Source organism: Enterobacter sp. RIT637 (assembly GCF_019718755.1).
In the GTDB taxonomy this organism is placed as follows: domain Bacteria; phylum Pseudomonadota; class Gammaproteobacteria; order Enterobacterales; family Enterobacteriaceae; genus Enterobacter.
The window spans coordinates 94,046-120,380 of sequence record NZ_JAIHAZ010000016.1 but is presented as its reverse complement, the minus strand read 5'-3'; the positions used below and the strand labels follow the sequence as shown (position 1 = coordinate 120,380).

Annotated in this window: 21 protein-coding genes and 1 rRNA gene; 8 read left to right on the top strand and 14 right to left on the bottom strand. The window is 54.4% G+C overall.

From position 1 onward, the window contains the following. Position 1 precedes the first annotated feature (1 nt). A 5S ribosomal RNA gene (gene rrf, locus K5E19_RS19370) occupies positions 2–117 on the top strand. Between the two features lie 98 nt (positions 118–215). Here rrf and mobB read toward each other — a convergent pair. Both mobB and mobA read right to left on the bottom strand, forming a co-directional pair. After that, complete coding sequence (gene mobB, locus K5E19_RS19365; protein WP_221552635.1) at positions 216–719, bottom strand: molybdopterin-guanine dinucleotide biosynthesis protein MobB; 504 nt, start codon at positions 717–719, stop codon at positions 216–218. Continuing rightward, positions 716–1,300 (bottom strand): molybdenum cofactor guanylyltransferase MobA, encoded by a 585-nt coding sequence (mobA, locus tag K5E19_RS19360; RefSeq protein WP_221552634.1) that lies wholly within the window; start codon positions 1,298–1,300, stop codon positions 716–718. The genes mobB and mobA overlap by 4 nt, the downstream gene beginning before the upstream one ends. 68 nt (positions 1,301–1,368) lie before the next feature. On the opposite strand from mobA, the gene K5E19_RS19355 reads away from it, so the two are divergent. From K5E19_RS19355 to dsbA, 3 genes are all read left to right on the top strand, one after another. Next, the gene (locus K5E19_RS19355) at positions 1,369–1,638 is read left to right on the top strand and encodes a YihD family protein (protein ID WP_221552633.1); all 270 of its coding nucleotides are present in this window, start codon (positions 1,369–1,371) and stop codon (positions 1,636–1,638) included. A 75-nt stretch (positions 1,639–1,713) separates the two neighbouring features. Then, entirely contained in the window at positions 1,714–2,700 is a 987-nt protein-coding gene (locus tag K5E19_RS19350) for a serine/threonine protein kinase (RefSeq protein ID WP_221552632.1), read from the top strand. A 27-nt stretch (positions 2,701–2,727) separates the two neighbouring features. Further along, positions 2,728–3,351, top strand: coding sequence for a thiol:disulfide interchange protein DsbA (gene dsbA / locus K5E19_RS19345; RefSeq protein ID WP_211450047.1), 624 nt, complete (start codon positions 2,728–2,730; stop codon positions 3,349–3,351). A 23-nt stretch (positions 3,352–3,374) separates the two neighbouring features. Here dsbA and K5E19_RS19340 read toward each other — a convergent pair whose 3' ends face one another. Further along, positions 3,375–4,283: an acyltransferase gene (locus K5E19_RS19340; protein ID WP_221552631.1), complete on the bottom strand. Its 909-nt coding sequence runs from the start codon at positions 4,281–4,283 to the stop codon at positions 3,375–3,377. Between the two features lie 439 nt (positions 4,284–4,722). Here K5E19_RS19340 and polA point away from each other — a divergent pair, with 439 nt between their 5' ends. Continuing rightward, positions 4,723–7,515, top strand: coding sequence for a DNA polymerase I (gene polA / locus K5E19_RS19335; RefSeq protein ID WP_221552630.1), 2,793 nt, complete (start codon positions 4,723–4,725; stop codon positions 7,513–7,515). Between the two features lie 312 nt (positions 7,516–7,827). On the opposite strand, the gene yihA is transcribed toward polA, so the two are convergent. Beyond that, positions 7,828–8,457, bottom strand: coding sequence for a ribosome biogenesis GTP-binding protein YihA/YsxC (gene yihA / locus K5E19_RS19330; protein WP_010436812.1), 630 nt, complete (start codon positions 8,455–8,457; stop codon positions 7,828–7,830). 579 nt (positions 8,458–9,036) lie between these two features. Between yihA and yihI the strand changes: the two genes are divergently transcribed. Together yihI and hemN are read left to right on the top strand one after the other, a co-directional pair. Then, complete coding sequence (gene yihI / locus K5E19_RS19325; protein WP_221552629.1) at positions 9,037–9,552, top strand: Der GTPase-activating protein YihI; 516 nt, start codon at positions 9,037–9,039, stop codon at positions 9,550–9,552. A gap of 188 nt (positions 9,553–9,740) precedes the next feature. Then, positions 9,741–11,114 carry an oxygen-independent coproporphyrinogen III oxidase gene (gene hemN / locus K5E19_RS19320; RefSeq protein WP_221552628.1) on the top strand — a complete coding sequence of 458 codons (1,374 nt, stop codon included), beginning with the start codon at positions 9,741–9,743 and terminating at the stop codon, positions 11,112–11,114. Positions 11,115–11,207: 93 nt separating this feature from the next. On the opposite strand, the gene glnG is transcribed toward hemN, so the two are convergent. The 3 genes from glnG to glnA all read right to left on the bottom strand — a co-directional run bounded on the left by glnG (position 11,208) and on the right by glnA (position 15,261). Further along, entirely contained in the window at positions 11,208–12,620 is a 1,413-nt protein-coding gene (glnG, locus tag K5E19_RS19315) for a nitrogen regulation protein NR(I) (protein ID WP_042716381.1), read from the bottom strand. Between the two features lie 11 nt (positions 12,621–12,631). After that, positions 12,632–13,681, bottom strand: coding sequence for a nitrogen regulation protein NR(II) (gene glnL, locus K5E19_RS19310; protein ID WP_010436825.1), 1,050 nt, complete (start codon positions 13,679–13,681; stop codon positions 12,632–12,634). A 170-nt stretch (positions 13,682–13,851) separates the two neighbouring features. Further along, positions 13,852–15,261 (bottom strand): glutamate--ammonia ligase, encoded by a 1,410-nt coding sequence (glnA, locus tag K5E19_RS19305; RefSeq protein WP_010436828.1) that lies wholly within the window; start codon positions 15,259–15,261, stop codon positions 13,852–13,854. A gap of 387 nt (positions 15,262–15,648) precedes the next feature. Here glnA and typA point away from each other — a divergent pair, with 387 nt between their 5' ends. Further along, positions 15,649–17,472, top strand: coding sequence for a ribosome-dependent GTPase TypA (typA, locus tag K5E19_RS19300; protein ID WP_010436831.1), 1,824 nt, complete (start codon positions 15,649–15,651; stop codon positions 17,470–17,472). Positions 17,473–17,523: 51 nt separating this feature from the next. Here the strand turns inward: typA and ompL are convergent, their stop codons facing one another. From ompL to yihU, 7 genes are all read right to left on the bottom strand, one after another. Next, positions 17,524–18,210: a porin OmpL gene (gene ompL / locus K5E19_RS19295; RefSeq protein WP_221552626.1), complete on the bottom strand. Its 687-nt coding sequence runs from the start codon at positions 18,208–18,210 to the stop codon at positions 17,524–17,526. 74 nt (positions 18,211–18,284) lie between these two features. Then, on the bottom strand, positions 18,285–19,709 hold the full coding sequence (locus K5E19_RS19290; RefSeq protein WP_221552625.1) for an MFS transporter: 1,425 nt from the start codon (positions 19,707–19,709) through the stop codon (positions 18,285–18,287). 43 nt (positions 19,710–19,752) lie between these two features. Next, the gene (locus K5E19_RS19285; RefSeq protein ID WP_221552624.1) at positions 19,753–21,135 is read right to left on the bottom strand and encodes an MFS transporter; all 1,383 of its coding nucleotides are present in this window, start codon (positions 21,133–21,135) and stop codon (positions 19,753–19,755) included. A gap of 45 nt (positions 21,136–21,180) precedes the next feature. Beyond that, positions 21,181–23,205: an alpha-glucosidase gene (locus tag K5E19_RS19280; protein WP_221552623.1), complete on the bottom strand. Its 2,025-nt coding sequence runs from the start codon at positions 23,203–23,205 to the stop codon at positions 21,181–21,183. Positions 23,206–23,221: 16 nt separating this feature from the next. Further along, on the bottom strand, positions 23,222–24,463 hold the full coding sequence (gene yihS, locus K5E19_RS19275; protein ID WP_221552622.1) for a sulfoquinovose isomerase: 1,242 nt from the start codon (positions 24,461–24,463) through the stop codon (positions 23,222–23,224). A 14-nt stretch (positions 24,464–24,477) separates the two neighbouring features. After that, positions 24,478–25,353: a sulfofructosephosphate aldolase gene (yihT, locus tag K5E19_RS19270; RefSeq protein ID WP_221552621.1), complete on the bottom strand. Its 876-nt coding sequence runs from the start codon at positions 25,351–25,353 to the stop codon at positions 24,478–24,480. Positions 25,354–25,370: 17 nt separating this feature from the next. After that, positions 25,371–26,261 (bottom strand): sulfolactaldehyde 3-reductase, encoded by an 891-nt coding sequence (yihU, locus tag K5E19_RS19265; protein WP_029740324.1) that lies wholly within the window; start codon positions 26,259–26,261, stop codon positions 25,371–25,373. Between the last annotated feature and the right edge of the window lie 74 nt (positions 26,262–26,335).

Below are 26,335 nucleotides of genomic sequence, written 5' to 3'. Positions count from 1 at the left end.
GCCTGGCGGCTTTAGCGCGGTGGTCCCACCTGACCCCATGCCGAACTCAGAAGTGAAACGCCGTAGCGCCGATGGTAGTGTGGGGTCTCCCCATGTGAGAGTAGGGAACTGCCAGGCATCAATTAAGTAGAGAGGCCATCCGAAAGGATGGCCTTTTTGCGTTCTGAACTAACGTACTTTGTAGGCCGGGTAAGGCAAAGCCGCCACCCGGCAAGTCAGATCGCACTCCACGCTACAATAAACTCCGCAATCCCATCCACATCATTTAAATCCAGCACCGGAACTTCAAGCGGCAATACAACATCACTGGCCACCGCAATCACATGCTCATCCAGCGTTAACTCACTAACATCATGCCCGGCATCGCTTCTGAATAGCAGGATCTTCGCCACAGCCTCGTGCTTAAACCCCTCAACCAGCACCAGATCCAGCGTGGAGTGATCCATCCGGCTGACCAGATACGCGAGATCCAATGGCGCCTCATCGGGGGTTTCTGTCATCAACGCCCAGCGCTGAGTGCTTGCCACCATCGTTTGTGCCGCACCCGCTTTACGCAGCTCATAGCTGTCTTTACCCGGCTTATCGACATCCATATTATGATGCGTGTGCTTAATCAAACCTGGACGAATACCTCTGGCGCACAGTGCTGGTATCAGCTTTTTGAGTAACGTGGTTTTTCCGGTACCACTCCAGGCGGAAATTGCTAAAACAGGTGTCATTTCTTCTCCTGCAAAGCCTGCAAATCTTCTGTCGTATTCACGTTCACAAATGCTGGCTTCAAATCGCTAAAATCAACCGGATGCCCGCCTGCCCGCCGCATAAACACCATTACCCTTCTTTCTCCAGCAGCCAGATAAGCCTGCAGGTCAGAAACTAACGATATATGAATCAGTGTGATAGTTGGATGATCACGCTCACCGTCATGTACCCAAACCACGGGCGAGTCACCGCGCTGTTGTACCATGCGTTCTACCAGGCAAGCCGGGATAAACGGTGTATCGCAGGAGCAAAAGAGAAACCACTCTCCCTTGGCCTGCTGCATGACCGAGAGCATCCCAGCCAAAGGCCCCGGATAATCTGCCAGGTTATCCTGATAAACGGGAAATCCGCTGCGTTGGTAAACAGCGATATGACGATTAGCACTGAGCACGATTGTCGACACCTGATCTGCAAGCGCATCAGCGACATGCTGCCATAAGGGCTTGCCATTCAGCTGCTGTAACCCCTTATCTTCTCCACCCATTCGGGTCGCTCTGCCACCGGCCAGAACGACACCGATGATTTTCTGGCACTCATTCACTAATATCGCCTCTTTTATTGTGGGATTGACCCTGCTAACGTGTCTCTCTAAATGAAAGGAGCACCACCATGAAATGTAAACGTCTGAATGAAGTTATTGAACTCCTCCAGCCGGCCTGGCAAAAAGAGCCAGAGCTGAATCTGATGCAATTTTTACAGAAACTGGCGAAAGAGTCAGGTTTTGACGGCGAACTGGAAGACCTTTCTGACGACATCCTGATCTACCACCTTAAAATGCGTGATTCAGCCAAAGACGCTGTTATTCCTGGTATTCAGAAAGATTATGAGGAAGATTTTAAAAGCGCATTGCTGCGCGCGCGTGGGGTAATTAAAGAGTAAAAGCTTGTAAGCGGAGCCACCGAAATCGCCACAAGATGATATCCTGAATCATTCGTATAATTTCCGGATGATCGGATGAACGACCAGGCTTTTACTTTCCAGACATTACACCCGGATACCATTATGGACGCCCTGTTCGATCAGGGTATTCGAGTGGATTCCGGGTTAACCCCTTTAAATAGCTACGAAAATCGCGTCTATCAGTTTCAGGATGAGGAGCGCCAGCGCTTCGTTGTAAAGTTCTATCGTCCTAAGCGTTGGTCTGCAGAACAAATTCAGGAAGAGCATCAGTTTGCCCACGATCTGCTGGATGACGATGTTCCCGTCGCTGCACCGTTGAAATTTAACAACCAAACGCTGCTTACCCACGAAGGGTTTTATTACGCTGTTTTCCCCAGCCTGGGTGGTCGTCAGTTTGAAGCTGATAATATCGACCAAATGGAATGGGTTGCCCGCTACCTGGGGCGCATTCATCAGACGGGACGTAAAAAGCCGTTTATTGCCCGCCCGACCATCGGTGTTCAGGAATACCTTACCGAGCCACGGCAGGTATTCGAAACCTCGGCACTTATTCCTGGTGGATTAAAGGCTAATTTCCTTAGCGCGACCGACAAACTTATTGAGGCGGTTGAAGCCTGTTGGCGTAACGATATCCCCACTCTGCGTCTGCACGGAGATTGCCATGCTGGCAATATTCTCTGGCGCGATGGCCCACTGTTTGTCGATCTCGATGATGCGCGCATGGGGCCAGCGGTACAGGATCTGTGGATGCTGCTCAATGGTGATAAAGCCGAGCAGAGAATGCAGCTTGAAACCATTATTGAAGCATATGAAGAATTTAGCCCCTTTAATTCAGACGAAATTGCCTTGATAGAGCCTTTACGAGCGATGCGTTTTGTTTATTATCTCGCATGGTTAATCAGGCGTTGGGATGATCCCGCATTTCCCCGAAATTTCCCGTGGCTTACCGGAGAGGATTACTGGCGCAGCCAGATATCCACATTTACTGAGCAGGTTAAGGTTCTGCAAGAACCCCCTCTGCAATTAACGCCGATGTATTAATTGGACACACCCAGGAGAGAGTTGATCATGAAAAAAATTTGGCTGGCGCTGGCAGGTATGATTCTGGCATTTAGCGCTTCTGCTGCACAGTTTACCGATGGTAAGCAGTACATCACGCTGGACAAGCCAGTGGCCGGAGAGCCACAGGTTCTGGAGTTCTTCTCGTTCTATTGCCCACACTGCTACGAGTTTGAGCAGGTGCTGCATGTTTCTGACAACGTGAAGAAAAAGCTGCCAGAAGGCACCAAAATGACGAAATACCACGTTGAGTTCCTGGGCCCGTTGGGCAAAGACCTGACTCAGGCGTGGGCGGTAGCTATCGCACTGGGCGTGGAAGATAAGATCACCGCCCCAATGTTTGAAGCCGTACAGAAAACCCAGACCGTTCAGACCACCGCGGATATCCGTAAAGTGTTTGTGGATGCCGGTGTGAAAGGTGAAGAGTACGATGCGGCCTGGAACAGCTTTGTGGTGAAATCTCTCGTTGCTCAGCAGGAAAAAGCCGCCGCTGACCTGCAGTTGCAGGGCGTACCAGCGATGTATGTTAACGGAAAATACCAGGTGAATACGCGTGGTATGGATACCAGCAGCATGGATATCTTCGTACAACAGTATGCTGATACCGTGAAATATCTGGTTGAGAAGAAGTAAGATTGTTGATGTAAAAACGCCGGTCAATGACCGGCGTTTTTGTAGGAAGCTTTAATGTTATCTATCTGCTCGTCTTTCTCTTTCCAGAGCGTATTAAGCCAAAGCTGGAAACGACGTTTAAAATTCTTATCGTTTACATAATCACCGTGCAGTTCCGTCTCAACAGGCACCAGATCAACGTGAACCACAATACGCGTCAGTTTGCCGCTGAGCATGTCATAAAATGGCGTCTTATCGTTCTCCGGGTAGCAAAGCGTAACGTTTAATAATTTATCGAACTGCTCGCCCAATACGTTTAATGCCATCGCAATGCCCGCAGCTTTTGGCGGCAGTAAGTTCTGATAAGGGGAGCGAGTCTGACTACGCTTCTCTTCGGTAAAACGAGAGCCTTCTACAAAGTTAACAATCGTCGTTGGATGTGCGCGAAATTTTTCGCAGGAGCGGCGTGTGGTTTCAACATCTTTGCCGCGCCGTTCCGGGTGACGAAGTAAATAGCTGCGTGAATAGCGTTTCATAAACGGCATATCCAGCGCCCAGCAGGCCAGGCCAATGAAAGGCACCCAGGCCAGTTGCTGTTTCAGGAAATATTTATTCATCGGGATATGTTTGCGAAACAGCACACATAACACCACGATGTCAGCCCAGCTGTGATGATTGCAGATCAGCAGATACCAGTTCTTTTTGTTAAGTCTTTCCAGACCCTGAACATCCCACTTCAGGTGCGGGTTAAGGCACAGCAGAATCGCCAGCCCTTCGCACCAGCAATACATCATAAAATTACAAAACGCAGAAACGGCTCGCCACACCGAGTGCACAGGCAGCAGCAGCTTAATCATTCCGGCAATAATGATCGGCACTGAACAGGCGATGGTGACCAGAATGGTTGAAATGATGCTTAACAGTAATGTTATTGCAGCGAGCAATCTCGACATAATCAGTATTTTCAGGTGGTTAGCTTAAATTAAGCCGCCGCATATCCGGCGCAGGGCGCTGAGTTTATCAGAAAACAGACAAAAGAATGGTGCTTTCACACGGCGGGGGAGCGGCTTTTACCTGCTACAGCAGATTTCTCTACGATTACGTAATAAATGATGCTTATATCCACATAGACTAAATTGTCATCAGTTAGCATTATGGGTAATGATCACTGGTTTAATATGATGATAATAAACAATAAATTATATCGAGGATCGGTATTTTTACGGCTGTTATTCATATGAATTGAAAGTATGCACAAACTTATCCACAGTTTGATTTTTGCGAGCGATCCTCACGATCGCAAAATCTTTTCCTGTATCCGGCGCTAATAACTGATGTTTTCATCCTTCTGTGGCATCCTTTACCCATAAATTGATTAAAGGCACGGACATTATGGTTCAGATCCCAGAAAACCCTCTTATTCTCGTCGACGGCTCATCTTACCTGTATCGGGCATACCATGCGTTTCCTCCTCTGACCAACAGCGCAGGGGAACCCACCGGCGCAATGTACGGCGTGCTGAACATGCTGCGCAGCCTGATCCTTCAGTATCAGCCAACTCATGCGGCAGTGGTATTTGATGCAAAAGGTAAAACCTTCCGCGACGAGTTGTTTGAGCATTACAAATCCCATCGTCCGCCTATGCCTGACGATCTGCGAGCGCAGATCGAGCCGCTGCACACCATGGTGAAAGCGATGGGGCTGCCGTTGCTCGCCGTTTCAGGCGTTGAGGCCGATGACGTCATCGGCACGCTGGCGCATGAAGCAGAAAAAATGGGCCGTCCTGTACTGATCAGCACCGGTGATAAAGATATGGCGCAGCTTGTGACGCCAGGGATCACCCTGATTAACACCATGACCAACACCATTCTGGGGCCTGAAGAAGTCGTCGCAAAATATGGCGTGCCGCCTGAGCTGATTATTGATTTCCTCGCGTTGATGGGCGACTCCTCGGATAACATCCCCGGTGTGCCGGGCGTCGGTGAAAAAACCGCGCAGGCGCTGCTTCAGGGGCTGGGAGGGCTGGATACGCTCTACGCGGAATCGGATAAAATCGCCGGGCTCACCTTCCGTGGTGCGAAAACCATGGCGGCGAAGCTGGAAGATAACAAAGAGGTGGCTTATCTCTCCTATAAGCTGGCCACAATCAAAACCGATGTCGAGCTGGAACTGGGCTGTGAGCAGCTTGAAGTGCAACAGCCTTCCGCTGACGATCTGCTGAGCCTGTTTAAGAAATACGAATTTAAGCGCTGGACCACTGACGTGGAAGCTGGCAAATGGCTGCAGGCAAAAGGCGCAAAACCTGCCGCGAAGCCGAAAGAGACGATAGTTGTGGATGCTGAAGAGCAGGCAGACGAAGAGGTCGTCGCGCTCTCCTTCGACAACTACGAAACCCTTCTTGAAGAGTCACAGCTGGTCGCCTGGATCGAGAAGCTAAAAAAAGCGCCGGTCTTTGCCTTTGACACCGAAACTGACAGCCTCGATAACATTTCGGCCAACATGGTGGGCCTGTCATTTGCGACAGAGCCGGGTATTGCCGCCTACGTTCCTGTTGCGCACGATTACCTGGATGCACCGGAGCAGATCTCCCGTGAACGCGCGCTTGAGCTGCTGAAGCCGATTCTGGAAGACGAAAAGGCGCTCAAGGTTGGGCAGAACCTGAAATATGACCGCGGCATTCTGCAAAACTACGGCATTGAACTGCGCGGCATCGCCTTCGACACCATGCTGGAATCCTACATTCTGGACAGCGTGGCAGGCCGTCATGATATGGATTCCTTATCCGACCGCTGGCTCAAGCACAAAACCATCACCTTTGAAGAGATTGCCGGAAAAGGGAAAAATCAGCTCACCTTTAACCAGATTGCCCTGGAAGAGGCGGGTCGTTATGCGGCTGAAGACGCCGATGTGACGCTGCAGCTGCACCTGAAGATGTGGCCAAAGCTGCAGAAGCATGAAGGTCCGCTGAACGTGTTCCAGCATATTGAGATGCCGCTGGTGCCCGTGCTGTCACGCATTGAACGTAACGGCGTAAAAATCGACCCAACAGTGCTGCATAATCACTCCGGGGAGCTGGCGCAGCGTTTGACCGAGCTCGAGCAAAAAGCGCATGAGCTTGCAGGCGAGCCGTTTAACCTGTCATCGCCTAAACAGCTGCAAACTATCCTGTTTGAAAAGCAGGGCATCAAGCCGCTGAAGAAAACCCCTGGCGGCGCACCGTCTACCTCAGAAGAGGTGCTGGAAGAGCTGGCGCTGGATTATCCACTGCCAAAAGTTATCCTCGAGTATCGCGGTCTGGCGAAGCTGAAATCGACCTACACCGATAAGCTGCCGTTGATGATTAACCCGAAAACGGGGCGCGTGCACACCTCTTATCACCAGGCTGTGGCGGCAACCGGGCGTCTGTCGTCGACCGATCCAAACCTGCAAAACATTCCTGTGCGCAATGAAGAAGGGCGTCGTATTCGCCAGGCTTTCATCGCTCCAGAAGATTATCTGATTGTCTCTGCGGACTACTCGCAAATTGAGCTGCGCATTATGGCGCACCTGTCGCGTGATAAGGGCCTGCTGACCGCGTTTGCCGAAGGGAAGGATATCCACCGGGCAACGGCCGCTGAAGTCTTTGGCCTGCCGCTGGAGAGCGTGACAAACGAACAGCGTCGCAGCGCGAAAGCGATTAACTTCGGTCTGATTTACGGGATGAGCGCCTTTGGCCTGTCACGCCAGCTCAACATTCCGCGTAAAGAGTCGCAGAAATATATGGATCTCTACTTCGAGCGCTACCCGGGCGTGCTGGAGTATATGGAACGTACCCGCGCGCAGGCGAAAGAGAAAGGCTACGTTGAAACGCTGGATGGTCGTCGTCTTTATCTGCCGGATATCAAGTCCAGCAACGCGGCGCGTCGTGCAGGCGCAGAGCGTGCGGCTATCAACGCCCCGATGCAGGGAACTGCTGCTGACATCATCAAGCGTGCGATGATCGCCGTGGATGCCTGGCTGGAAAAAGATAAACCGCGCGTGAAAATGATCATGCAGGTACACGATGAACTGGTGTTCGAAGTGCACAAAGACGATCTTGAAAAAGTGTCTCAGAAGATCCACGAACTGATGGAAAGCAGCATGAAGCTGGACGTTCCGTTGCTGGTGGAAGTGGGCAGTGGTGAAAACTGGGATCAGGCTCACTAAGGGTTCATGGAATAACGCGCGTTTTATGTAAGTTAGCAACATAGCGACGTGCGTTTTGTGACAATCATTAGAATTCCCTATGTAAAGAATGAAAAAAAACTACAAAAAGTGCTTTTTCTACAGATAAAAAAGGGGTAGAGTTAACGACGTAGGGTACAGAGGTAAGATGTTCTATCTTTCAGACCTTTTACTTCACGTAATCGGATTTGGCTGAATATTTTAGCCGCCCCAGTCAGTAATGACTGGGGCGTTTTTTATTGCGGCAAATAAAATGTCAGGCCAAAAAAAGCGCGGACATTGCCGCGCTCATATTTACTCTTCTTCCGCTTCTGTCGCGGGTTCCAGCTCGTTAAACCAACTGTCGAGCTTCTGACGCAGCTTATCCACGCCCTGCTTTTTCAGCGAAGAGAACGGCTCAACCTGCACATCACCGTTAAATGCCAGCACCGCTTCGCGAACCATATTCACCTGCGCTTTTCGCGCACCGCTAGCCAGCTTATCGGCTTTGGTCAGCAGAACCAGCACGGCGATATCGCTCTCTACAGCCCAGTCGATCATCTGCTGATCGAGATCTTTCAGCGGATGGCGGATATCCATTAGCACCACCAGACCTTTCAGGCACTGGCGTTTTTCCAGGTACTCACCCAGCGCACGCTGCCATTTGATCTTCATCTCTTCAGGTACTTGCGCATAGCCGTAGCCCGGTAAGTCGACCAGGCGTTTGCCTTCTGCAACTTCAAACAGGTTGATCAGCTGAGTACGGCCAGGTGTTTTTGAGGTGCGCGCCAGGCTCTTCTGATTGGTCAGCGTATTCAGGGCGCTGGATTTTCCCGCATTGGAGCGGCCAGCGAATGCCACTTCAATACCCGTATCAGAAGGCAGGTGGCGAATATCAGGCGCACTGGTGACAAAATGCGTCTGTTGGTAGTTCCAGGTAGTCACGTGGTCGTCTCCAAAAATCGTAATCTGCGGGGGATTATACCTGAATGTGGGCAAAAGGCTTTTCCCATCGTACCTGGCCTGTAAGCGAAATCCCTCTAATTTGTAAGAGATCGGCTACAAACTCTATGGGACATTTAAGAGAAATCGCAGGTCCTTAAAAATGCAATCTATTAAATATCATTGACTTAATAGTGAGTAATAATCCGAAAATCCGTTTTTGTACCCTTTCGTTGCTTGTTAGTTTAAGGGAAAAAGGTAAAGTGTGCTTCAAGGCGAGGATGCCAACAGGATTACGACTTAAGGATAAGGGTCAGGAGCGCCAGGAGGCGAAGACTCAGGATTGTCAGGATGACGGGCGCCTGGAGGCGTTATTACAGGAAACGGAACCGTATCACGGACGGTATAAGCCAAGGGATAAACAGGGTTTGTTGTTGGCAAACATGGAATGTCTGGCCCGTTAAGGGTTATGAGTCAGGAAAAAAGGCGACAGATTGCTCTGTCGCCTTTTTTCTTTGCTTGCTTTCTGCTAGATTTCGCCGCAATTCTATACTGAAGAAAACGACTTAAAGATAAAACATCATGAAAAAACCGACCTCCGCAGCGGGCGCGAAACGCCCCGCAAAAGCACGCCGCAAAACGCGCGAAGAACTGAACCAGGAAGCGCGCGATCGCAAACGCGATAAAAAGCATCGTGGCCATGCTGCGGGTAGCCGTGCAAGCGGTAGCGGTGCAGCTGGCGCTTCTGCAAAAGGTAAGGCGCAGAAAGATCCCCGTATCGGCAGTAAAACTCCCATTCCACTGGGCGTGACAGACACCCCGGTCACTAAGCAGCACAAACCAAAGAGCGAGAAACCTATGCTTTCACCGCAGGCTGAGCTGGATTTGCTGGAGAACGATGAGCGCCTGGATGCGCTGCTGGAACGTCTTGAAGAGGGTGAAACCCTGACCGCTGAAGAACAGTCATGGGTTGATGCCAAACTGGACCGCATTGATGAGCTGATGCAGAAGCTGGGCCTGTCTTACGATGATGAAGACGACGAAGAAGAAGACGAGAAGCAGGAAGATATGATGCGTCTTCTGAAGGGTGGAAACTAACATTTGCACCCGGCAGGCACGATAGTCCTGCTTATAACCCTTCCGGTTATATGTTATCTGGTGTGGTTATTCGTTAAACTACGGCGGTTGTCGCGGCGACAGAAGTGGCTGCGCACCCGAATGATGGCCCGCAACGGGGCCAGAACGGGCCGCCGTATACGAACGCGACACCAACGGAAGGAGTGAGCATGTCAGCACCAACTATCGACTGGGATTTGGCCCTAATCCAGAAATATAACTATTCCGGGCCGCGTTATACCTCATACCCCACCGCGCTGGAGTTCTCAGATGCTTTCGGCGAGGCGGATTTTCAGCAGGCTGTCGCGCGCTATCCCGAGCGTCCGCTGTCGCTCTACGTCCATATTCCGTTCTGTCACAAGCTTTGCTACTTCTGCGGTTGCAATAAAATCGTGACCCGCCAGCAGCATAAAGCCGATCAATATCTCGATGCGCTTGAGCAGGAAATCCTGCACCGCGCACCGCTGTTTGCCGGTCGTCACGTCAGCCAGCTTCACTGGGGCGGCGGCACGCCAACGTACCTGAATAAAGCGCAGATTAGCCGTTTGATGGCGTTGCTACGCGGCAACTTCAATTTTAACGACGACGCTGAAATCTCGATCGAGGTTGATCCACGCGAAATCGAGCTGGATGTACTGGATCACTTACGCGCTGAAGGCTTCAACCGCCTGAGCATGGGCGTGCAGGACTTCAACAAAGAGGTGCAGCGTCTGGTCAACCGCGAGCAGGACGAAGAATTTATCTTTGCCTTACTCAACCACGCGCGTGATATCGGCTTTACGTCGACCAATATCGACCTGATTTACGGCCTGCCGAAGCAGACGCCGGAGAGCTTCGCCTTTACGCTGAAACGCGTGGCTGAACTCAACCCGGACCGCCTGAGCGTCTTTAACTATGCGCATCTGCCTACGCTCTTTGCCGCCCAGCGCAAAATAAAAGATGCCGATCTTCCTTCTGCTCAGCAGAAGCTGGATATCCTGCAGGAAACCATCACCTCGCTGACCGAAACCGGCTATCAATTTATCGGCATGGATCACTTTGCCCGCCCGGATGATGAACTGGCGATTGCCCAGCGGGAAGGCGTTCTGCACCGCAACTTCCAGGGCTACACGACACAGGGCGATACCGACCTGCTGGGGATGGGCGTCTCGGCCATCAGCATGATTGGCGACTGCTACGCGCAGAACCAGAAAGAGTTAAAACAGTATTACCAGCAGGTTGATGAGACCGGCAACGCGCTGTGGCGCGGTATCGCATTAACGCGCGACGACTGTATCCGTCGCGATGTGATTAAGGCGCTGATCTGCAATTTCCGTCTCGATTTCAGTGACGTGGAAACACAATGGGGTCTGAAATTCAGCGATTATTTTGCGGAAGACCTGAAGCTGATTGCGCCGCTGGCCAAAGACGGGCTGGTGGATGTGTCGGAGAGCGCGATTGAAGTCACGCCGAAAGGGCGTCTGTTGATCCGTAATATCTGCATGTGCTTTGACGCCTATCTGCGTCAAAAAGCGCGCCTGCAGCAGTTTTCGCGGGTTATTTAGACCGTTTTGCCGGGTGGCGGCTTCGCCTTACCCGGCCTACGAAAGTACGCATTGTTGGCCGGGTAAGCGAAGCGCCACCCGGCACTGCCAAAATCACTCCATTCCCAGCTCTTTTAGCTTGCGCGTCAGGGTATTACGTCCCCATCCCAACAGGCGAGCGGCCTCCTGCTTATGACCCTGCGTATGACGAAGCGCGGTGGTTAACAGCGTACGCTCCATCTCAGGCTGAGCTTCAGACAGCAGATTTTGATGACCGGAACGCAGCGCGCGGTCGGCCCACTGCGCCAGCAGCGTCGCCCAGCTGTCCGGCAGCGCGTGACCGGTGCTGCTTTCTGGTGCAGTGGCTTCAAACAGCTCAGCGGGTAAATCCTGAATCAGCACTTCCTGTCCGGCGGCCATCACGGTTAGCCAGCGACAGGTGTTTTCCAGCTGGCGCACGTTGCCCGGCCACGCAAGGCGGGTGAGGGCGGCATCGGTTTCCGGGTGAAGCTGCTTGGCCTCCACGCCCAGCTCGCGGGCGGCCACCTGCAGGAAATGACGCGCCAGACGCGGGATATCTTCCCGGCGCTCGCGCAGCGGCGGCAGGTGAACGCGAATAACGTTCAGGCGGTGGAATAAATCCTCACGGAATTTTCCCTCCTGCACGCGCAGCTCCAGGTTCTGGTGCGTCGCAGCGATAATGCGCACGTCCACCTTCACCGGCGCATAGCCGCCCACGCGATAAAACTGTCCGTCGGCCAGCACGCGCAGCAGGCGGGTCTGAACGTCCAGCGGCATATCACCGATTTCGTCCAGGAAAAGCGTCCCGCCGTCAGCCTGCTCAAAGCGCCCCTGACGAATGGTATTGGCCCCGGTAAACGCCCCTTTTTCGTGGCCGAACAGTTCGGACTCAATCAAATCCTTGGGGATGGCTGCCATATTCAGGGCGATAAAGGGCGCTTTAGCCCTCGGGCTATGGCGATGCAGCGCGTGGGCAACCAGCTCTTTACCGGTTCCCGATTCACCGTTAATCAATACGCTGATGGACGAACGCGACAGACGCCCGATGATGCGAAACACATCCTGCATCGCAGGCGCTTCACCGATGATGTCCGTGGTGGGGCCAAAATCGGGCGCATTACGAGGCTGCTGTTGTTCCTGGTAGTGGCTGATGGCGCGTTCAACCAAAGCCACTGCCTCGTCGATATCAAACGGCTTTGGCAGGTAATCAAATGCCCCTTGCTGGTAGGCACTCACTGCGGCATCCAGGTCGGAGTGCGCCGTCATTATGATGACCGGAAGCATAGGGTGGCGTTGTTTGATCTGCTTTAACAGCGCCAGCCCGTCCATTCCCGGCATGCGAATATCCGAAAGCAGAACATCTGGCGTTTTGGTGGTGAGTGCGTCGAGCACCTCGCTGCCGCTCTCAAACGTCGTGCAGCTTAACCCTGCCCCAGTGAGCGCGCGTTCCAGCACCCAACGGATGGAGCTATCGTCATCGACTACCCAGACTATCCCTCGTTGCATAAACGTCACCTTTATTTTTTAATCGGCAGGAAAACCGAAAACTCGGTATGTCCCGGCCAACTGGTAAATTCAATTTTGCCAGAGTGTTGGTCGATCAAGCTGCGGGCAATGGATAGCCCCAGCCCGGTGCCGCCTTCGCGGCCGCTGACCATCGGGTAAAACAGCGTGTCCTGCAGATGCGGCGGGATACCCGGACCGTTATCCTCAACGTCGATGCGTGCCGCCAGCCGGTAGCGCACGCCGTGTAACGTGAGTTGGAAGGCGGTACGGGTGCGTAAAATAATCTCGCCCCCTTCCGGTCCCAGCGCCTGCAGCGCGTTACGTACAATGTTCAGCAGAACCTGTTCAATCTGGTCCGGATCGTGCGCCAGTTCCGGAAGGCTTGGGTCGTAATCGCGCACCAGCGTGACGTTCTCCGGCAGCTCCATTGAGACGAGCTTCACCACCCGCTCCGCCACTTTATGAATGCTTTCAGATACGTGCATGCCCGGCTGCTGCGGCCCAAGAAGACGGTCAACCAAATTACGCAGGCGGTCGGCCTGCTCAATGATAACGTTGGTGTACTCTGCCAGCGCGGGATCGGGCAACGCTTTGGTCAGGAGCTGCGCCGCGCCGCGTAACCCGCCCAGCGGGTTTTTGATTTCATGCGCCAGACCGCGCACCAGGTCGCGGGCGGCAATTTGCTGCGCATGCTGAAGCTGCTCCTGGCTGAGCCGACGCTGATTATCCATCGGCGCCATTTCCAGCAGGATCAGCCCTTCAGGAAGACGTTGCGCGGTAAGAGAGAGAATATGTGAACGTCCGTCGATCACCAGCGTCACTTCGTTATCGGTGAACCCCTGTCCGGCCTGCAAACTCTCCTGCATCAGGCCAATATTCAGCGAAAAATAGCTCAACAGTTCAGGAAGCGGGGTGCCAAACAGCTTGCGTGAGCTCTGGGCGAGTAATTGCTGCGCCGCCGGGTTGGCGTAATGCACCGCCAGCTCGTCATCGACCAGCAAAATACTGTTAATTAAGGAATTGAGGATCTGCCCAGCATCGGGCAGCGTGCCAGTTGCCATTCAGCAGTCTCCTGGAGTCGGTTGCACTAATTTAGTGCAGTATAGCTTTTTCGGCGTAAAAAGCGCGTGAGATCAGGTTGTTGGTGGAGAAAAAAGCCCATCCGGAGATGGGCTAAAAGTTTCCACGGCAACTACTCCCGACGTTTATCACGCCGGGTAAAACAACTTGATTAAACGCTGTAGTACAGTTCGAACTCAACCGGATGCGGAGTCATACGCACGCGGTCGTTCTCTTCAATACGCAGCGCGATGTAAGCGTCAATCGCTTCATCAGTGAATACGCCGCCAGCCGTCAGGAACTCACGGTCTGCGTCCAGCGCGTTCAGTGCTTCTTCCAGAGAGCCTGCAACCTGTGGGATCTCTTTCGCTTCTTCTGGCGGCAGGTCATACAGGTTTTTGTCCATGGCTTCGCCAGGGTGGATCTTGTTCTTAATACCGTCCAGACCGGCCATCAGCAGTGCTGCGAAGCACAGGTATGGGTTAGCCGCTGGATCCGGGAAGCGCACTTCGATACGACGTGCTTTCGGAGACGCAACAACCGGGATACGGATAGAAGCAGAACGGTTACGTGCAGAGTACGCCAGCATTACTGGTGCTTCGTAGCCTGGAACCAGACGCTTGTAGGAGTTGGTGGTTGGGTTCGCCAGGGCGTTGATCGCTTTAGCGTGTTTGATAACACCACCGATGTAGTGCAGCGCCTGCTCGGACAGACCCGCGTACTTGTCGCCAGAGAACAGGTTAGTGCCGTTCTTGGACAGAGACATGTGGCAGTGCATACCGGAACCGTTGTCACCAAACATTGGTTTTGGCATGAAGGTCGCGGTTTTACCGAAACGGTGCGCAACGTTGTGCACAACGTATTTGTAGATCTGAATCTCATCCGCTTTTTTGGTCATGGTGTTGAAGCGGGTAGCGATTTCGTTCTGGCCAGCGGTCGCCACTTCGTGGTGATGCGCTTCCACAACCAGGCCCATCTCTTCCATGATCAGACACATGGTAGAGCGGATGTCCTGTGAAGAATCGACCGGAGGAACCGGGAAGTAACCGCCTTTCACGCCAGGACGGTGACCTTTGTTACCACCTTCGTATTTGGTGGAAGAGTTCCATGCGCCTTCGATGTCATCGATAGCCACGTGGGAACCCGAAATTGACGCGCCAAAACGGATGTCGTCAAACAGGAAGAATTCTGGCTCTGGCCCGAACAGAACGGTGTCTGCGATGCCGGTAGAACGCAGGTACTCTTCAGCGCGTTTTGCGATGGAGCGTGGGTCGCGGTCGTAGCCCTGCAGCGTGCCTGGCTCGAGGATGTCGCAACGGATGATCAGGGTTGGCTCTTCGAAGAACGGGTCAATGAGCGCAGTGGTTGCGTCTGGCATCAGAACCATGTCGGATTCGTTAATGCCTTTCCAGCCACCAATGGAGGAGCCGTCAAACATTTTGCCTTCTTCAAAGAATTCGGCGTTCACCTGATGAGCAGGGATTGTGACGTGCTGTTCTTTACCTTTGGTATCGGTGAAGCGCAGATCAACAAACTTCACTTCATGTTCGTTCAGCATCGTCAAAACGTGTTCAGCGGACATACTTAACTCTCCAGATTGGTCATTGTCGTCGTGGTAACGAGGTCTTCAACTTCTATCAAGGTGGCTGTGATGCCATCTTTTTGCCGTATTTTTATAAAGCGAAATCTGTGCCAACTTTTAAAACACCCCAAAAAGGCGTTATCATGCGCACCATAGTGCAAAAGGGCTGCACCACAATGGATTTGTTGCACCAGTATAGTGCTTCAATGTGAACATTGAGCACCATATTGGTGCAATTTACGTTAAAGTGCCCTTTTACCGCTCCGTGAAAGCGATCACAAAGCATCTCTGCAATACTTGTTTGCGGGGGATGTTTGTGATCCTGTTTTGTAGTGCGATTAATCCGTGTACAATAACGCGCTATTTCTAAATGCCTGAGGCAAAGTTGTGATCGAAAAATTGCGTAACATCGCCATCATCGCGCACGTCGACCATGGTAAAACTACCCTGGTTGATAAGCTGCTGCAGCAGTCCGGTACATTTGATGCTCGTGCCGAAACTCAAGAACGCGTGATGGACTCCAACGATTTGGAGAAAGAGCGTGGGATTACCATCCTCGCCAAAAACACCGCTATCAAATGGAATGACTACCGTATCAACATCGTTGATACCCCAGGGCACGCCGACTTCGGTGGTGAAGTTGAACGTGTAATGTCCATGGTAGACTCCGTTCTGCTGGTCGTTGACGCAATGGATGGCCCAATGCCCCAGACGCGCTTCGTGACCAAAAAAGCGTTTGCTCATGGTCTGAAGCCAATTGTTGTTATCAACAAAGTTGACCGTCCTGGCGCGCGTCCTGACTGGGTTGTTGATCAGGTCTTCGACCTGTTCGTTAACCTCGACGCGACCGACGAGCAGCTGGACTTCCCTATCGTTTACGCTTCTGCGCTGAACGGTATTGCAGGTCTGGACCACGAAGACATGGCTGAAGACATGACCCCGCTGTACCAGGCGATTGTTGACCGTGTTCCTGCTCCAAACGTTGATCTCGACGGCACCCTGCAGATGCAGATCTCTCAGCTCGACTACAACAACTACGTTGGCGTAATCGGCATTGGTCGTATCAAGCGCGGTAAAGTTAAGCCTAACCAGCAGGTCACTATCATCGATAGCGAAGGCAAAACCCGTAACGGTAAAGTCGGTAAAGTACTGACTCACCTGGGTCTTGAGCGTATCGAGAGCGACATCGCTGAAGCGGGCGACATCATCGCCATCACCGGTCTGGGTGAACTGAACATCTCCGACACCATCTGCGATCCGCAGAAAGTCGAAGCACTGCCAGCCCTGTCCGTTGATGAACCAACCGTATCCATGTTCTTCAACGTCAACACCTCTCCGTTCTGTGGTAAAGAAGGTAAGTTCGTTACCTCTCGTCAGATCCTTGACCGCCTGAACAAAGAGCTGGTGCACAACGTTGCGCTGCGCGTTGAAGAAACTCCAGACGCTGATGCATTCCGCGTTTCCGGTCGTGGTGAGCTGCACCTGTCAGTTCTGATCGAAAACATGCGTCGTGAAGGTTTCGAAATGGCGGTTTCCCGTCCGAAAGTTATCTTCCGCGAAATCGACGGCCGTAAACAAGAGCCGTTCGAAAACGTCACGCTGGACGTTGAAGAGCAGCATCAGGGTTCTGTGATGCAGGCTCTGGGTGAGCGTAAAGGCGACCTGAAAAACATGAATCCAGACGGCAAAGGCCGCGTACGTCTCGACTACGTGATCCCAAGCCGTGGCCTGATCGGCTTCCGTTCAGAGTTCATGACCATGACGTCTGGTACGGGTCTGCTGTACTCCACCTTCAGCCACTACGACGATGTTCGTCCGGGCGAAGTAGGCCAGCGTAACAACGGCGTTCTGATCTCCAACGGTCAGGGTAAAGCGGTTGCGTTCGCACTGTTCAGCCTGCAGGACCGCGGTAAGCTGTTCCTGGGCCACGGTGCAGAAGTTTACGAAGGCCAGATCATCGGTATTCACAGTCGTTCTAACGACCTGACTGTAAACTGCCTGACCGGTAAGAAACTGACCAACATGCGTGCGTCCGGTACTGACGAAGCAACGGTGCTGGTTCCACCGATCAAGATGACCCTGGAGCAAGCTCTGGAATTCATCGATGACGACGAACTGGTAGAAGTGACTCCACAGTCAATCCGTATCCGTAAACGTCACCTGACTGAGAACGATCGTAAACGTGCAATGCGCGGTGCGAAAGAAGAGTAATACGGTCAATCCGTAATAAAAAAAGCCGCTGATTCCTCAGCGGCTTTTTTGTTAGAACGAATAACGTAACCCCAGCCGGATCCGGTACTGCTCCCGGTTGTAATCATTCCATCTGTCCAGCCACTGGAGTTCGAGGTACGGCAACCAGTTTCTGTCGATCTTATAGCTGAACTTATTAGTAATCTCCCAGTGATGGTCTTTGCCATTTTTGCTGTGGTAATCATTCACCCGCTGGAAAAAGTGCGGTTCAAAGGTGTAGAAAAACGCATCCGTCACTTTGAAATTCCAGTAATTGGCAAACTCGTGCGTGTCGTTTTTATCCATCTGTCCGTTATAGTCCGGCGTATCGTAATTGTTATGGTTATAGCGATAGCGGAACGTCAGGTTGAACCCGTCCGTAAATTTGTAGTTGGTATCTAAATAAACCGCGCCGCCTGACCCCGCGCTGCTGTCATTAATTAACCCGCCGGGCTGGAAGGTGAGTTTGTCGGTCGGTTTGAAGAGCGGATACCACCCCTCAATTTCGTTATAGCTGTGTTTGAGTTCATCCCATTTCCCCACGTTATAGGCGTTGGTGAACATCAGCCCCGCGCCCATGTCGAAGTTATACCCCGCGCGCAGGATCACCTCGTGCAACTCAGAGGCCGTATTGTAGGCTTCACGCGTTTCGACATATGCTCCGGCAAATACCGGGCTGGACACAGACGACACGATCAGTACAGTGATGATTCTTTTCATAATTTGTCCATGTATCAGGTACAGAAAGGCCACCCTCCTGATTGACAGGAAGGAAAGAATGGCCGGATTTATTGTTATAAAGTGACTGCTGACGCTTTATTGTTGGTGGTTATCTCAGGGGTATTCGCGGTTTGTCTTTTCCGTTTTCCAATCTCCTCGATAATAAAGGCGAAGCGCGCTTCGTTGAGTTTATAAAACAGCCCCATGGTCACGGCGGCCACGATCGCCAGGCCGCACGGCCAGAGGAAAATAAGCTGACGTAAGCCCAGCAGCGTGCCCGCGCCCTGCACCGCATGGGGAACGTAGCCAATCTGGGTCAGCATAATCCCGGGCAGGAAACCGGCGAGCGCCGCAGAGATTTTGCGCGAGAAGGTATAGCCGGTATACACCGACCCTTCGGCGCGGATGCCGGTTTTCCACTCGCCGTAATCGACGGTGTCCGGCACCAGCGCCCAGTTGAGGCTGTTCACAAACGCCGTGCCGAAAAAGGCCATGCAGGAAAAGAGCACGAACAGCAGGGAGCTGGTCCCCCAGAAGAAGTTCAGCACGTCGCCCACCGCCCACAGCGTCAGTCCGCCCAGATAGACCGGTTTCTTGCCAAAGCGCTTCACCGCGCCGGGCACCAGAAACACGCCAATCAGAATACAGCCCATGCTGAAGAAGCCCATCCACGACAGCAGATGCAGATCGTTCAGCACGTACTGGGTGTAATAGACCTGAATCGCCAGCTTGATGTTAAACGCGGCGAGGGTACACAGGTTGGCGATGCACAGCACCAGCAGTGGCGGATTGCGGAAAATCGCGCAGAATGATTTCAGCATGCCGGGCTTATGGTGATCGGGCGTGAGCTCCACGTAGCGTTCTTTCACGCCGCTATAGCACCACCACATGCAGAACAGGCCGCCGGTGACGAACGCCAGCGCGGCCACCAGATAGCCGAGGGAGGGTTGGCTGACGAACAGTGCCTGGATGGGCATGAAGCCGACGGTGCAGAGCAACAGCCCCACCGTTGCGCCACCCTGACGCCACGCCGCAAGCTGCGCGCGCTCGTTCGGGTTTTTGGTGATAGCCGGAACCATCGCGCCGTAGGCGCAGTTCATGAGGCTATAGCAAAGGCCAAACATCATGAAGAGCACGGTGGCGAGGGCCGTTTTCACCGTCAGGCTAAAGTCATTGGCCATAAACTGCGCCGTCGCGACCAGCGCCACCGGGACGGAGGCGTAAAGAATGAATGGCCGGAACTTCCCCCTCGGACCGATGTTACGCCGGGAGTCCAGCAGCACGCCGGTCAGCATGTCGGTCAACGCGGTAAAAAACTTTGCCACCAGGAAAATAATGCCGCCATAGAACGCAGGCATGCCCAGTTCGTCCGTGTAAAACTTCAGCAAATACAACGTCCCGATACAGAGCATCAGGTTCGAGCCAAAATCGCCCATCCCGTAGGCGCACTTCTCGCGCAGGCTCAACTTCAGGGTTAACGGATCACTGTTATGTGTCATGGTCGATCCTCAGAGCGCCCCGCCGGGCGCTCTATCTCGTCATTTATGCCGTACGTTTGCGCAGTTCGATCTCTTCCACGATGCGCACATACATCTTCTCGTTGAGGTTGTAGAAGCAGCCCATCGCCACGATGGTGATAACCGCCAGCAGGCTCGGGTAGATAAATATCAGCTGCCGTAGCCCTTCAACCGTTCCAGCGGATTGCACCACGTTAGGCACGTAGCCAATCTGCGTGAGCATGATCCCCGGGAAGAAGCCTGCCAGCGCCTGCGATACTTTCCTGAAGAAGGTAAAGCCGGTGTAGACCGTCCCCTCGGAGCGCACGCCGGTGCGCCACTCGCCGTATTCCACGGTATCGGACACCAGCGCCCAGTTCAGGCTGTTCACAAACGCGGAGCCAAAGAACGCCAGGCAGGAGAACGCCACAAAGCTCACCGAGCCGCCGCCGAAGAAGTAGTTGAGCAGATCGCCCGCCACCCAAATCATCAGCCCGCTGATGTAGACCTTTTTCTTCCCGAAACGCCTTACCGCGCCGGGCATCATAAAGACGCCAATAAAAATACAGCCCATGCTGAAGAAGCCCATGTACGACAGCAGAATCGGGTCGTTCAGCACGTACTGCGTGTAGTAGACCTGGATGGCGAGTTTGACGTTAAAGGCACCCAGCGTGCACAGGTTAGCGATGCACAGGATAAACAGCGGACGGTTCCCGGCGATGGCGCGAAACGACTGCAGCAGGCCCGGTTTTTGCGCCAGGTTTGCAGGCTGTGTCTCGACGTAACGCTCGGTCACGCCCTTGTAGCACCACCACATAAAGAACAGCCCGAACAGCGAGAAGAGGGTCGCGGCGAAGATATAACCAAGCTGGTCGTTACCTTCAATCAGGTTCATCACCGGCACAAAGCCGACGGTACAGAGCAGCAGGCCCAGCGTGGCGCCGCCCTGACGCCAGGCGGCCAGGGCGGCGCGCTCGTCCGGGTTTTTGGTAATGGCGGGCACCATCGCGCCGTAGGAGCAGTTCATCATGCTGAAGAACAGGCCGTACAGCATGAACAGCACCGTCGCCATCACCGTTTTACCGGTGATTTCAAACGGTGTGCCGACGAAGTTGGCAATCGCCAGTAAGGTCACCGGGAACGCTGCGTACAGAACGAACGGGCGGAATTTCCCTTTCGGGCCAATCTTGCGCCGGGAGTCGAGCATGATCCCGGTCCCCATGTCGGTGAAGGCGGTAAAGAACTTCGCAATCAGGAAGATGATCCCGCCGTAGGTGCCCGGCAGCCCCAGCACGTCGGTGTAGAACTTCAGCAGATAGAGCGTGCCGATATCCAGCAGGATGTTAGAGCCGAGGTCGCCCATCCCGTAGGCGAGTTTTTCTTTAAACGGCAGTCTTAGGGTTGCCGGATCGGAAGTATGTTGACTCATTATTATTCTCCGTCTGCCCGCAGGTTTCCCTGCGGGCGAGCCTTATCAAATATGACGTAAGGTGCTAAACAGATCTGCCCAGTCGCTGTGCTGGCGATAGAACACCGGCGGCTTGCCGAGCGGGGCATCAACGGTCACGTCACCGCCCTGGCAGATTTCCCCTGTCCACGCGTTGACCCAGCTGTCCTGCGGCAGATAGAGCGTCCAGTCGCGGCGGCCCTCTTCATGAACCGGCGCCACCAGCAGATCGCGGCCAAACAGATACTGATATTTCAGCGTGTAGGTGCGCGCGTCGTCTTCGTAGTGCAGGAACAGCGGGCGCATCACCGGCAGGCCACTTTTCGCGTTCTGCGCGACGGCGGCTTTGATGTACGGCTTCAGGGTGGTGAAGATGGTGGTCATGCGCGCGAAGTGCGCGATGGTTTCCGCGTCACCGTCGAACTGCCAGTTATCGCCCGGACGGTTGCCCTCATGGGTACGCATCATCGGCGTAAAGGTGCTGAAGTCGCACCAGCGCAGCAGCAGCTCCTTGCTGCGCTTCATCTCAAAGAGTGTCGTATAGCCGCCGATGTCGCTGTGGTGCAGGCCGTGCCCGGTCATTGCCAGCGAAAGGGCCGCAGGTACGACGGACGCCAGACCGTCGTCCAGGCTCCAGTCGACGTTCTGATCCCCCGCCCACATCATCACCGAGTGCTTCTGGCTGCCGGTGTAGCCCGCGCGCATGAAGAACAGGATCTCGCCGAGCTTGCCGGTCTCTTCAAGCGCCTCGTAGTTACACTTCGCCCACAGGGCAGGCCAGGCGTTATGCATGATCTCGGCGCTGACGCCGTTTTGCAGGAAGGTGTCGGTCGGCAGATATTCCCCGAAGTCGGCCATCCAGCCGCCGCAGCCCAGCGCGATCAGGTTCTTTTTAATGACCTCTTTGTACCAGCCGTAGGCTTCCGGGTTGGTCAGGTCAATAACGCCCGCGTAGAACTCGCCGAACTCGACGTGGTAGTCCTTGCCGTCGGCGTCTTTGGTCAGATAGCCGCGCGTTGCCGCCTCTTCGCAGAGATCTTTATCGCTGGCTACGTACGGGTTGATATAGGAGAGGAACTGCACGCCTTCCTGTTTCCACCGCGCAATACGTTCGTCAAGCTGAGGATAAAGCTCGCTGTTCCACTTCCAGTTCCACATCACGCGTTTGCCAAAGGAGGTCATGCGAATGCCGGACCAGTCCTGCGCCCAGATGCCGTTCACCTTCACGCCGCCCTGGCGCATAACGTCGAGCTTCTGCTGACACACCTCGGTGCCACCCTGAATACCCAGCGTCACGCCGTCGTAAACCCAGTCCGGCAGTTCAGGCTGACGTCCCAGCAGGCCGGTGAGTTTTTCCAGCAGATCGACGTAAGTTTGCGCACATTCGAAGCGCAGCGTGGCGTTATCTTCCCAGAATGCCAGCTCGTGGAAGTCCGGTGCGCTGAAGTCGAAGTTCATGTAGCAGCTGTTGTCCACGTGGCAGTAGTATTTCTGGGTGCTCACGAAGGTGGGCTGCGGGAAGAAGGTCCAGTAGTAGTCGCCGCCCGCGTTCTCTTTGCAGTCGGCCTGCCAGGTTACGTAGGTCTGCTTATTGCGGCCCACGCCCTGCTCGCTGGTCCACAGCGGGAACGGCTTGCCGCGCAGATCGAAGTACGAGAACTGCTCGCCGCAGCCGTAGATATGATCTTCCGGCTGCGCCGCCAGCCGCAGCCAGATGCGGTTATGGCCGGGGGCATCGTTTTTAAGCTTCAGCTCAAGACGGCCATCCACATCGACGCCCACCAGAAGCGTTGCGCTCACCGCATCGCCGCGGGTAAAGCGGATCGCCCAGCCCGCGCTTTTCTGCGTGACGGTCGCGTCCGTCAGGGCAATTTTTTCGTTGAGCTTGTCTTTTATGCTGAAATTGCCGCGAAACATCTCAATATCGGCCTCACCTGCGCCGATCCACAGGCAGGGGGCATCCGCGGTGTGGGATAAAATCAGGCGGTTTTCCCAGCTAAGAGTGAAACCATTTTCATTATTTTTCAGATTTATATTGTGTAGGGTACGCATAAAAACTCCGTCTTTATTATTTGGCCAGGCTGTCCAGCAGACCAGCGGCTACGGCAGGCGCTAAGCCGGGTGCCAGCGGCAGGCGGGGGATCACCAGGCAGTGCAGCAGATGGTAAATATCCTGCTTGCCGTCCCAGACTTTGGTGGTCACTTCGTTATTGGTGTCCAGCTCCTGCCACCAGGAACCATTTTCGTAGTCCATCAGGTACTTGATGCAGTAATCCCACCATTTCTGATACCAGGCTTCGTACTGCGCTTCGCCGGTCACGGTGTAGAGCGCATATGCCGTACCCATCGCCTCGACGATCGGCCAGCGCACGCGTTCGCGCACGATTGGCTTGCCGTCCCAGTCCACGGAGTAGACAAATCCATCCGCCCCGTCGGGTGCCCAGGCGTCGCGGAGGGTGGCGTGGAACAGCCCTTTCGCGTCTTCAAGCAGCCACTCCGGCGGGGTTTCAAAGCGGGCTTCCAGCGCGGCGCGCAGGTGCAGCATCAGACGGCCCCACTCGATCCAGTGACCCGGCGTGCCGCCGTAGGCGCGGAAGCGGTGGGCAGGGTTATCGATGTTGTAGTCGCGGATTGGGTTCCAGTTCGCATCGAAATGCTCGTTAACGCGATACTCCCCTTTGCGCGCCACGTCGTGAATAATCACCGAGGCGATACGCAGGGCGCGGTCGAGCCATTTCCGGTCATGGGTTACGTCATAGACGATCAGGAAAGCTTCCACGGCGTGCATGTTGGCGTTGCCGCCGCGATAGTCTTCCGTTTTGCTGAAGGCTTCATCCCAGGACTCCAGACACATTTGCTCCTGCTCGCTCCAGAAGTAGCGCTCAATCACCTCGATGGCATCGTCCAGCAGCCTGCGCGCCTCCGGGTGGCCGGTGGTGACGGCGCTCGCCGCGCCCAGCAGCACGAAGAAGTGTTGATAGCCCTGCTTGGAGGCATCCATCACGCCCTCATCGTTAACGCAGGCGTACCAGCCACCGTGCTGTTTGTCGCGCAGCGGGCCGTTAAGGGCATTAATGCCGTGCTCAACCAGGGCATACGCGCCGGGGCGGCCCATGTTTGCCGCCACCGCGTATACGTGCAGCATGCGGGCGGTGATCCACAGATGGGTGCCCATATCGCTGCGAACCTGACCATTATTGCCCAGCCAGCCAAAGCCGGTTGGTACGGAGGCGTTTTTACCGAAATCGAGAATGCGGTCGGTCTCTTGTTCGAGCCAGCGGTTATGGCTCAGGGTGTTAAACCATTTCATGTTCGTGTCCTTTTCTAGCGGCGAGCCATCATTTCGTCGACGATTTCACCCAGACGCTGCAGTTTTGGTACGGAAATATCGCGGAGCATCAGTTCGGTATCCGGCAGGCCAATCACCGATGACCAGACGGCGCGACCGGCTAAAAAGCCCGATGCACCCGCCTGCATAGCCACGCTCACGGCGCGCGGGAATAACTTTTCGTCCACGCCTGAAGAGAGGATCACCCAAGGCATAGCGATGTTCTCGTTCAGCTTCTGCGAGGCCGCCAGCAGCGCCTGCTGTGTGCCTTTTCCAAACAGCGGCATCTCCACTTTGTAGAGGTCGGCGCCGCTGTCGCCCAGCTCTTTGGCCGCGTCGATAATTGCCTGCTCGCGGTCAAACGCGGCGCCGCGACGCGGCGGACGTACAACCGGCTCAATAATGCTCAGCAGCCCGTTGTCGTGGCACAGCGTGTTGAACGCCTTCACCATCTCCAGACGCTGCTGCGGATCTTCATCGCTGCGCCACAGCACCAGCAGCTTCAGCGCCTTGCCGCCATCGCGTTTTACCGCCTGCGCGTCGATGTTTTGGTCGATCACCACGCTGTCGACCGGAATACCGTTCCCCGGAATAAACTCGTCGGCCGCCACAATCATCGCGCAACTTTTGGCCACGGCCTGCTGCTCCACAATTTGGCGATAGCAGAACTGCTGGTCGACGAGAATGGCAGAGGCGTACGGCGACAGAATCTTCGCCGCATTGACCTTAAAATCCGTCAGGTGCTGGTCGGTTACCGGCACCGGCGCGCCTGCTGCCGCAAACATCAGGCGCATCGCTTCGCGCTGGTCCACGGCCAGCATCGCAAATCCGCCGGAAGGTCGGGTGATATCTTTCAGGGTGTACATCGTCATTCCTCAGTCCTTTCGTATCAGTGTGTTTTTTTCAGCCCGGCAGATGCGCGAACCTGTTCAAGAATGGCCGTCCAGTCTTCGCGCCCGCGCCCGGCGGCGCGGGCTTGGTTGTAAACTTCGCGGGAAGCCGCGCCCAGCGGCATTGGAACGTGGAGCTGGTTGGCCACGTCCAGGGCGATCCCCAGATCTTTATGCGCAAGGTCGATCATGAAGGCGGGCGAAAGATCGCCTTTCAGCACCTTGTTCGGCCAGGATGTCGTGAAGTGACCTTTACCCGCAGGCGTGCCGCTCATCACCTTGAGCGCCACGTCAAAGGAGAGGCCGAGCGCTTCGCACAGTACGGCTGCCTCGGCGGAAAGGGCGTTCAGGGCGATGCTCATATAGTTATTGATTAGCTTCACGCGAATGCCCATGCCCGGCCCGCCGGCGTTGATCAGCTCATTGCCCATCGCCATTAATACGGGGGTGGCACGTTCAACCTGCTGCGCCGTGCCGCCAGCCAGCAGGAGCAGCGTGCCGGCGATGGCATGGTCAGAGGTGCGTCCGACGGGCGCGTCCATCAGGCTGAAGCCGCGATCAGACATGTCGCGGATCAGCGCGTCGGTTTGCAGAGGGTGAATGGTGGACATATCAATCACCAGCGCGTCGCGGGATAACCCCTCGCATACGCCGTGCTCGCCGAACAGAACGCTGCGTACCAGGTCGCCGTTTGGCAGCATGGTAATCACGAATTCGGCATCAGTTGCGGCCTGCGCTGGCGTTGCCGCCGCCCGCGCGCCGTTCTCTACCAGCGCCTGAACCGCCTGCGGGTTCACGTCAAAAACGTTAAGCTGATGTCCTTGCTTCAGCAGATTCTTCGCCATTGGCGCGCCCATCTGCCCTAAACCGATAAATGCGATTGCTGACATGCCTCTCTCCTGTCATATCGTGTCAATTTTTGCGCGTTTGTGTTGTCTGTTTTTGATCGTATTTGTAATTTATA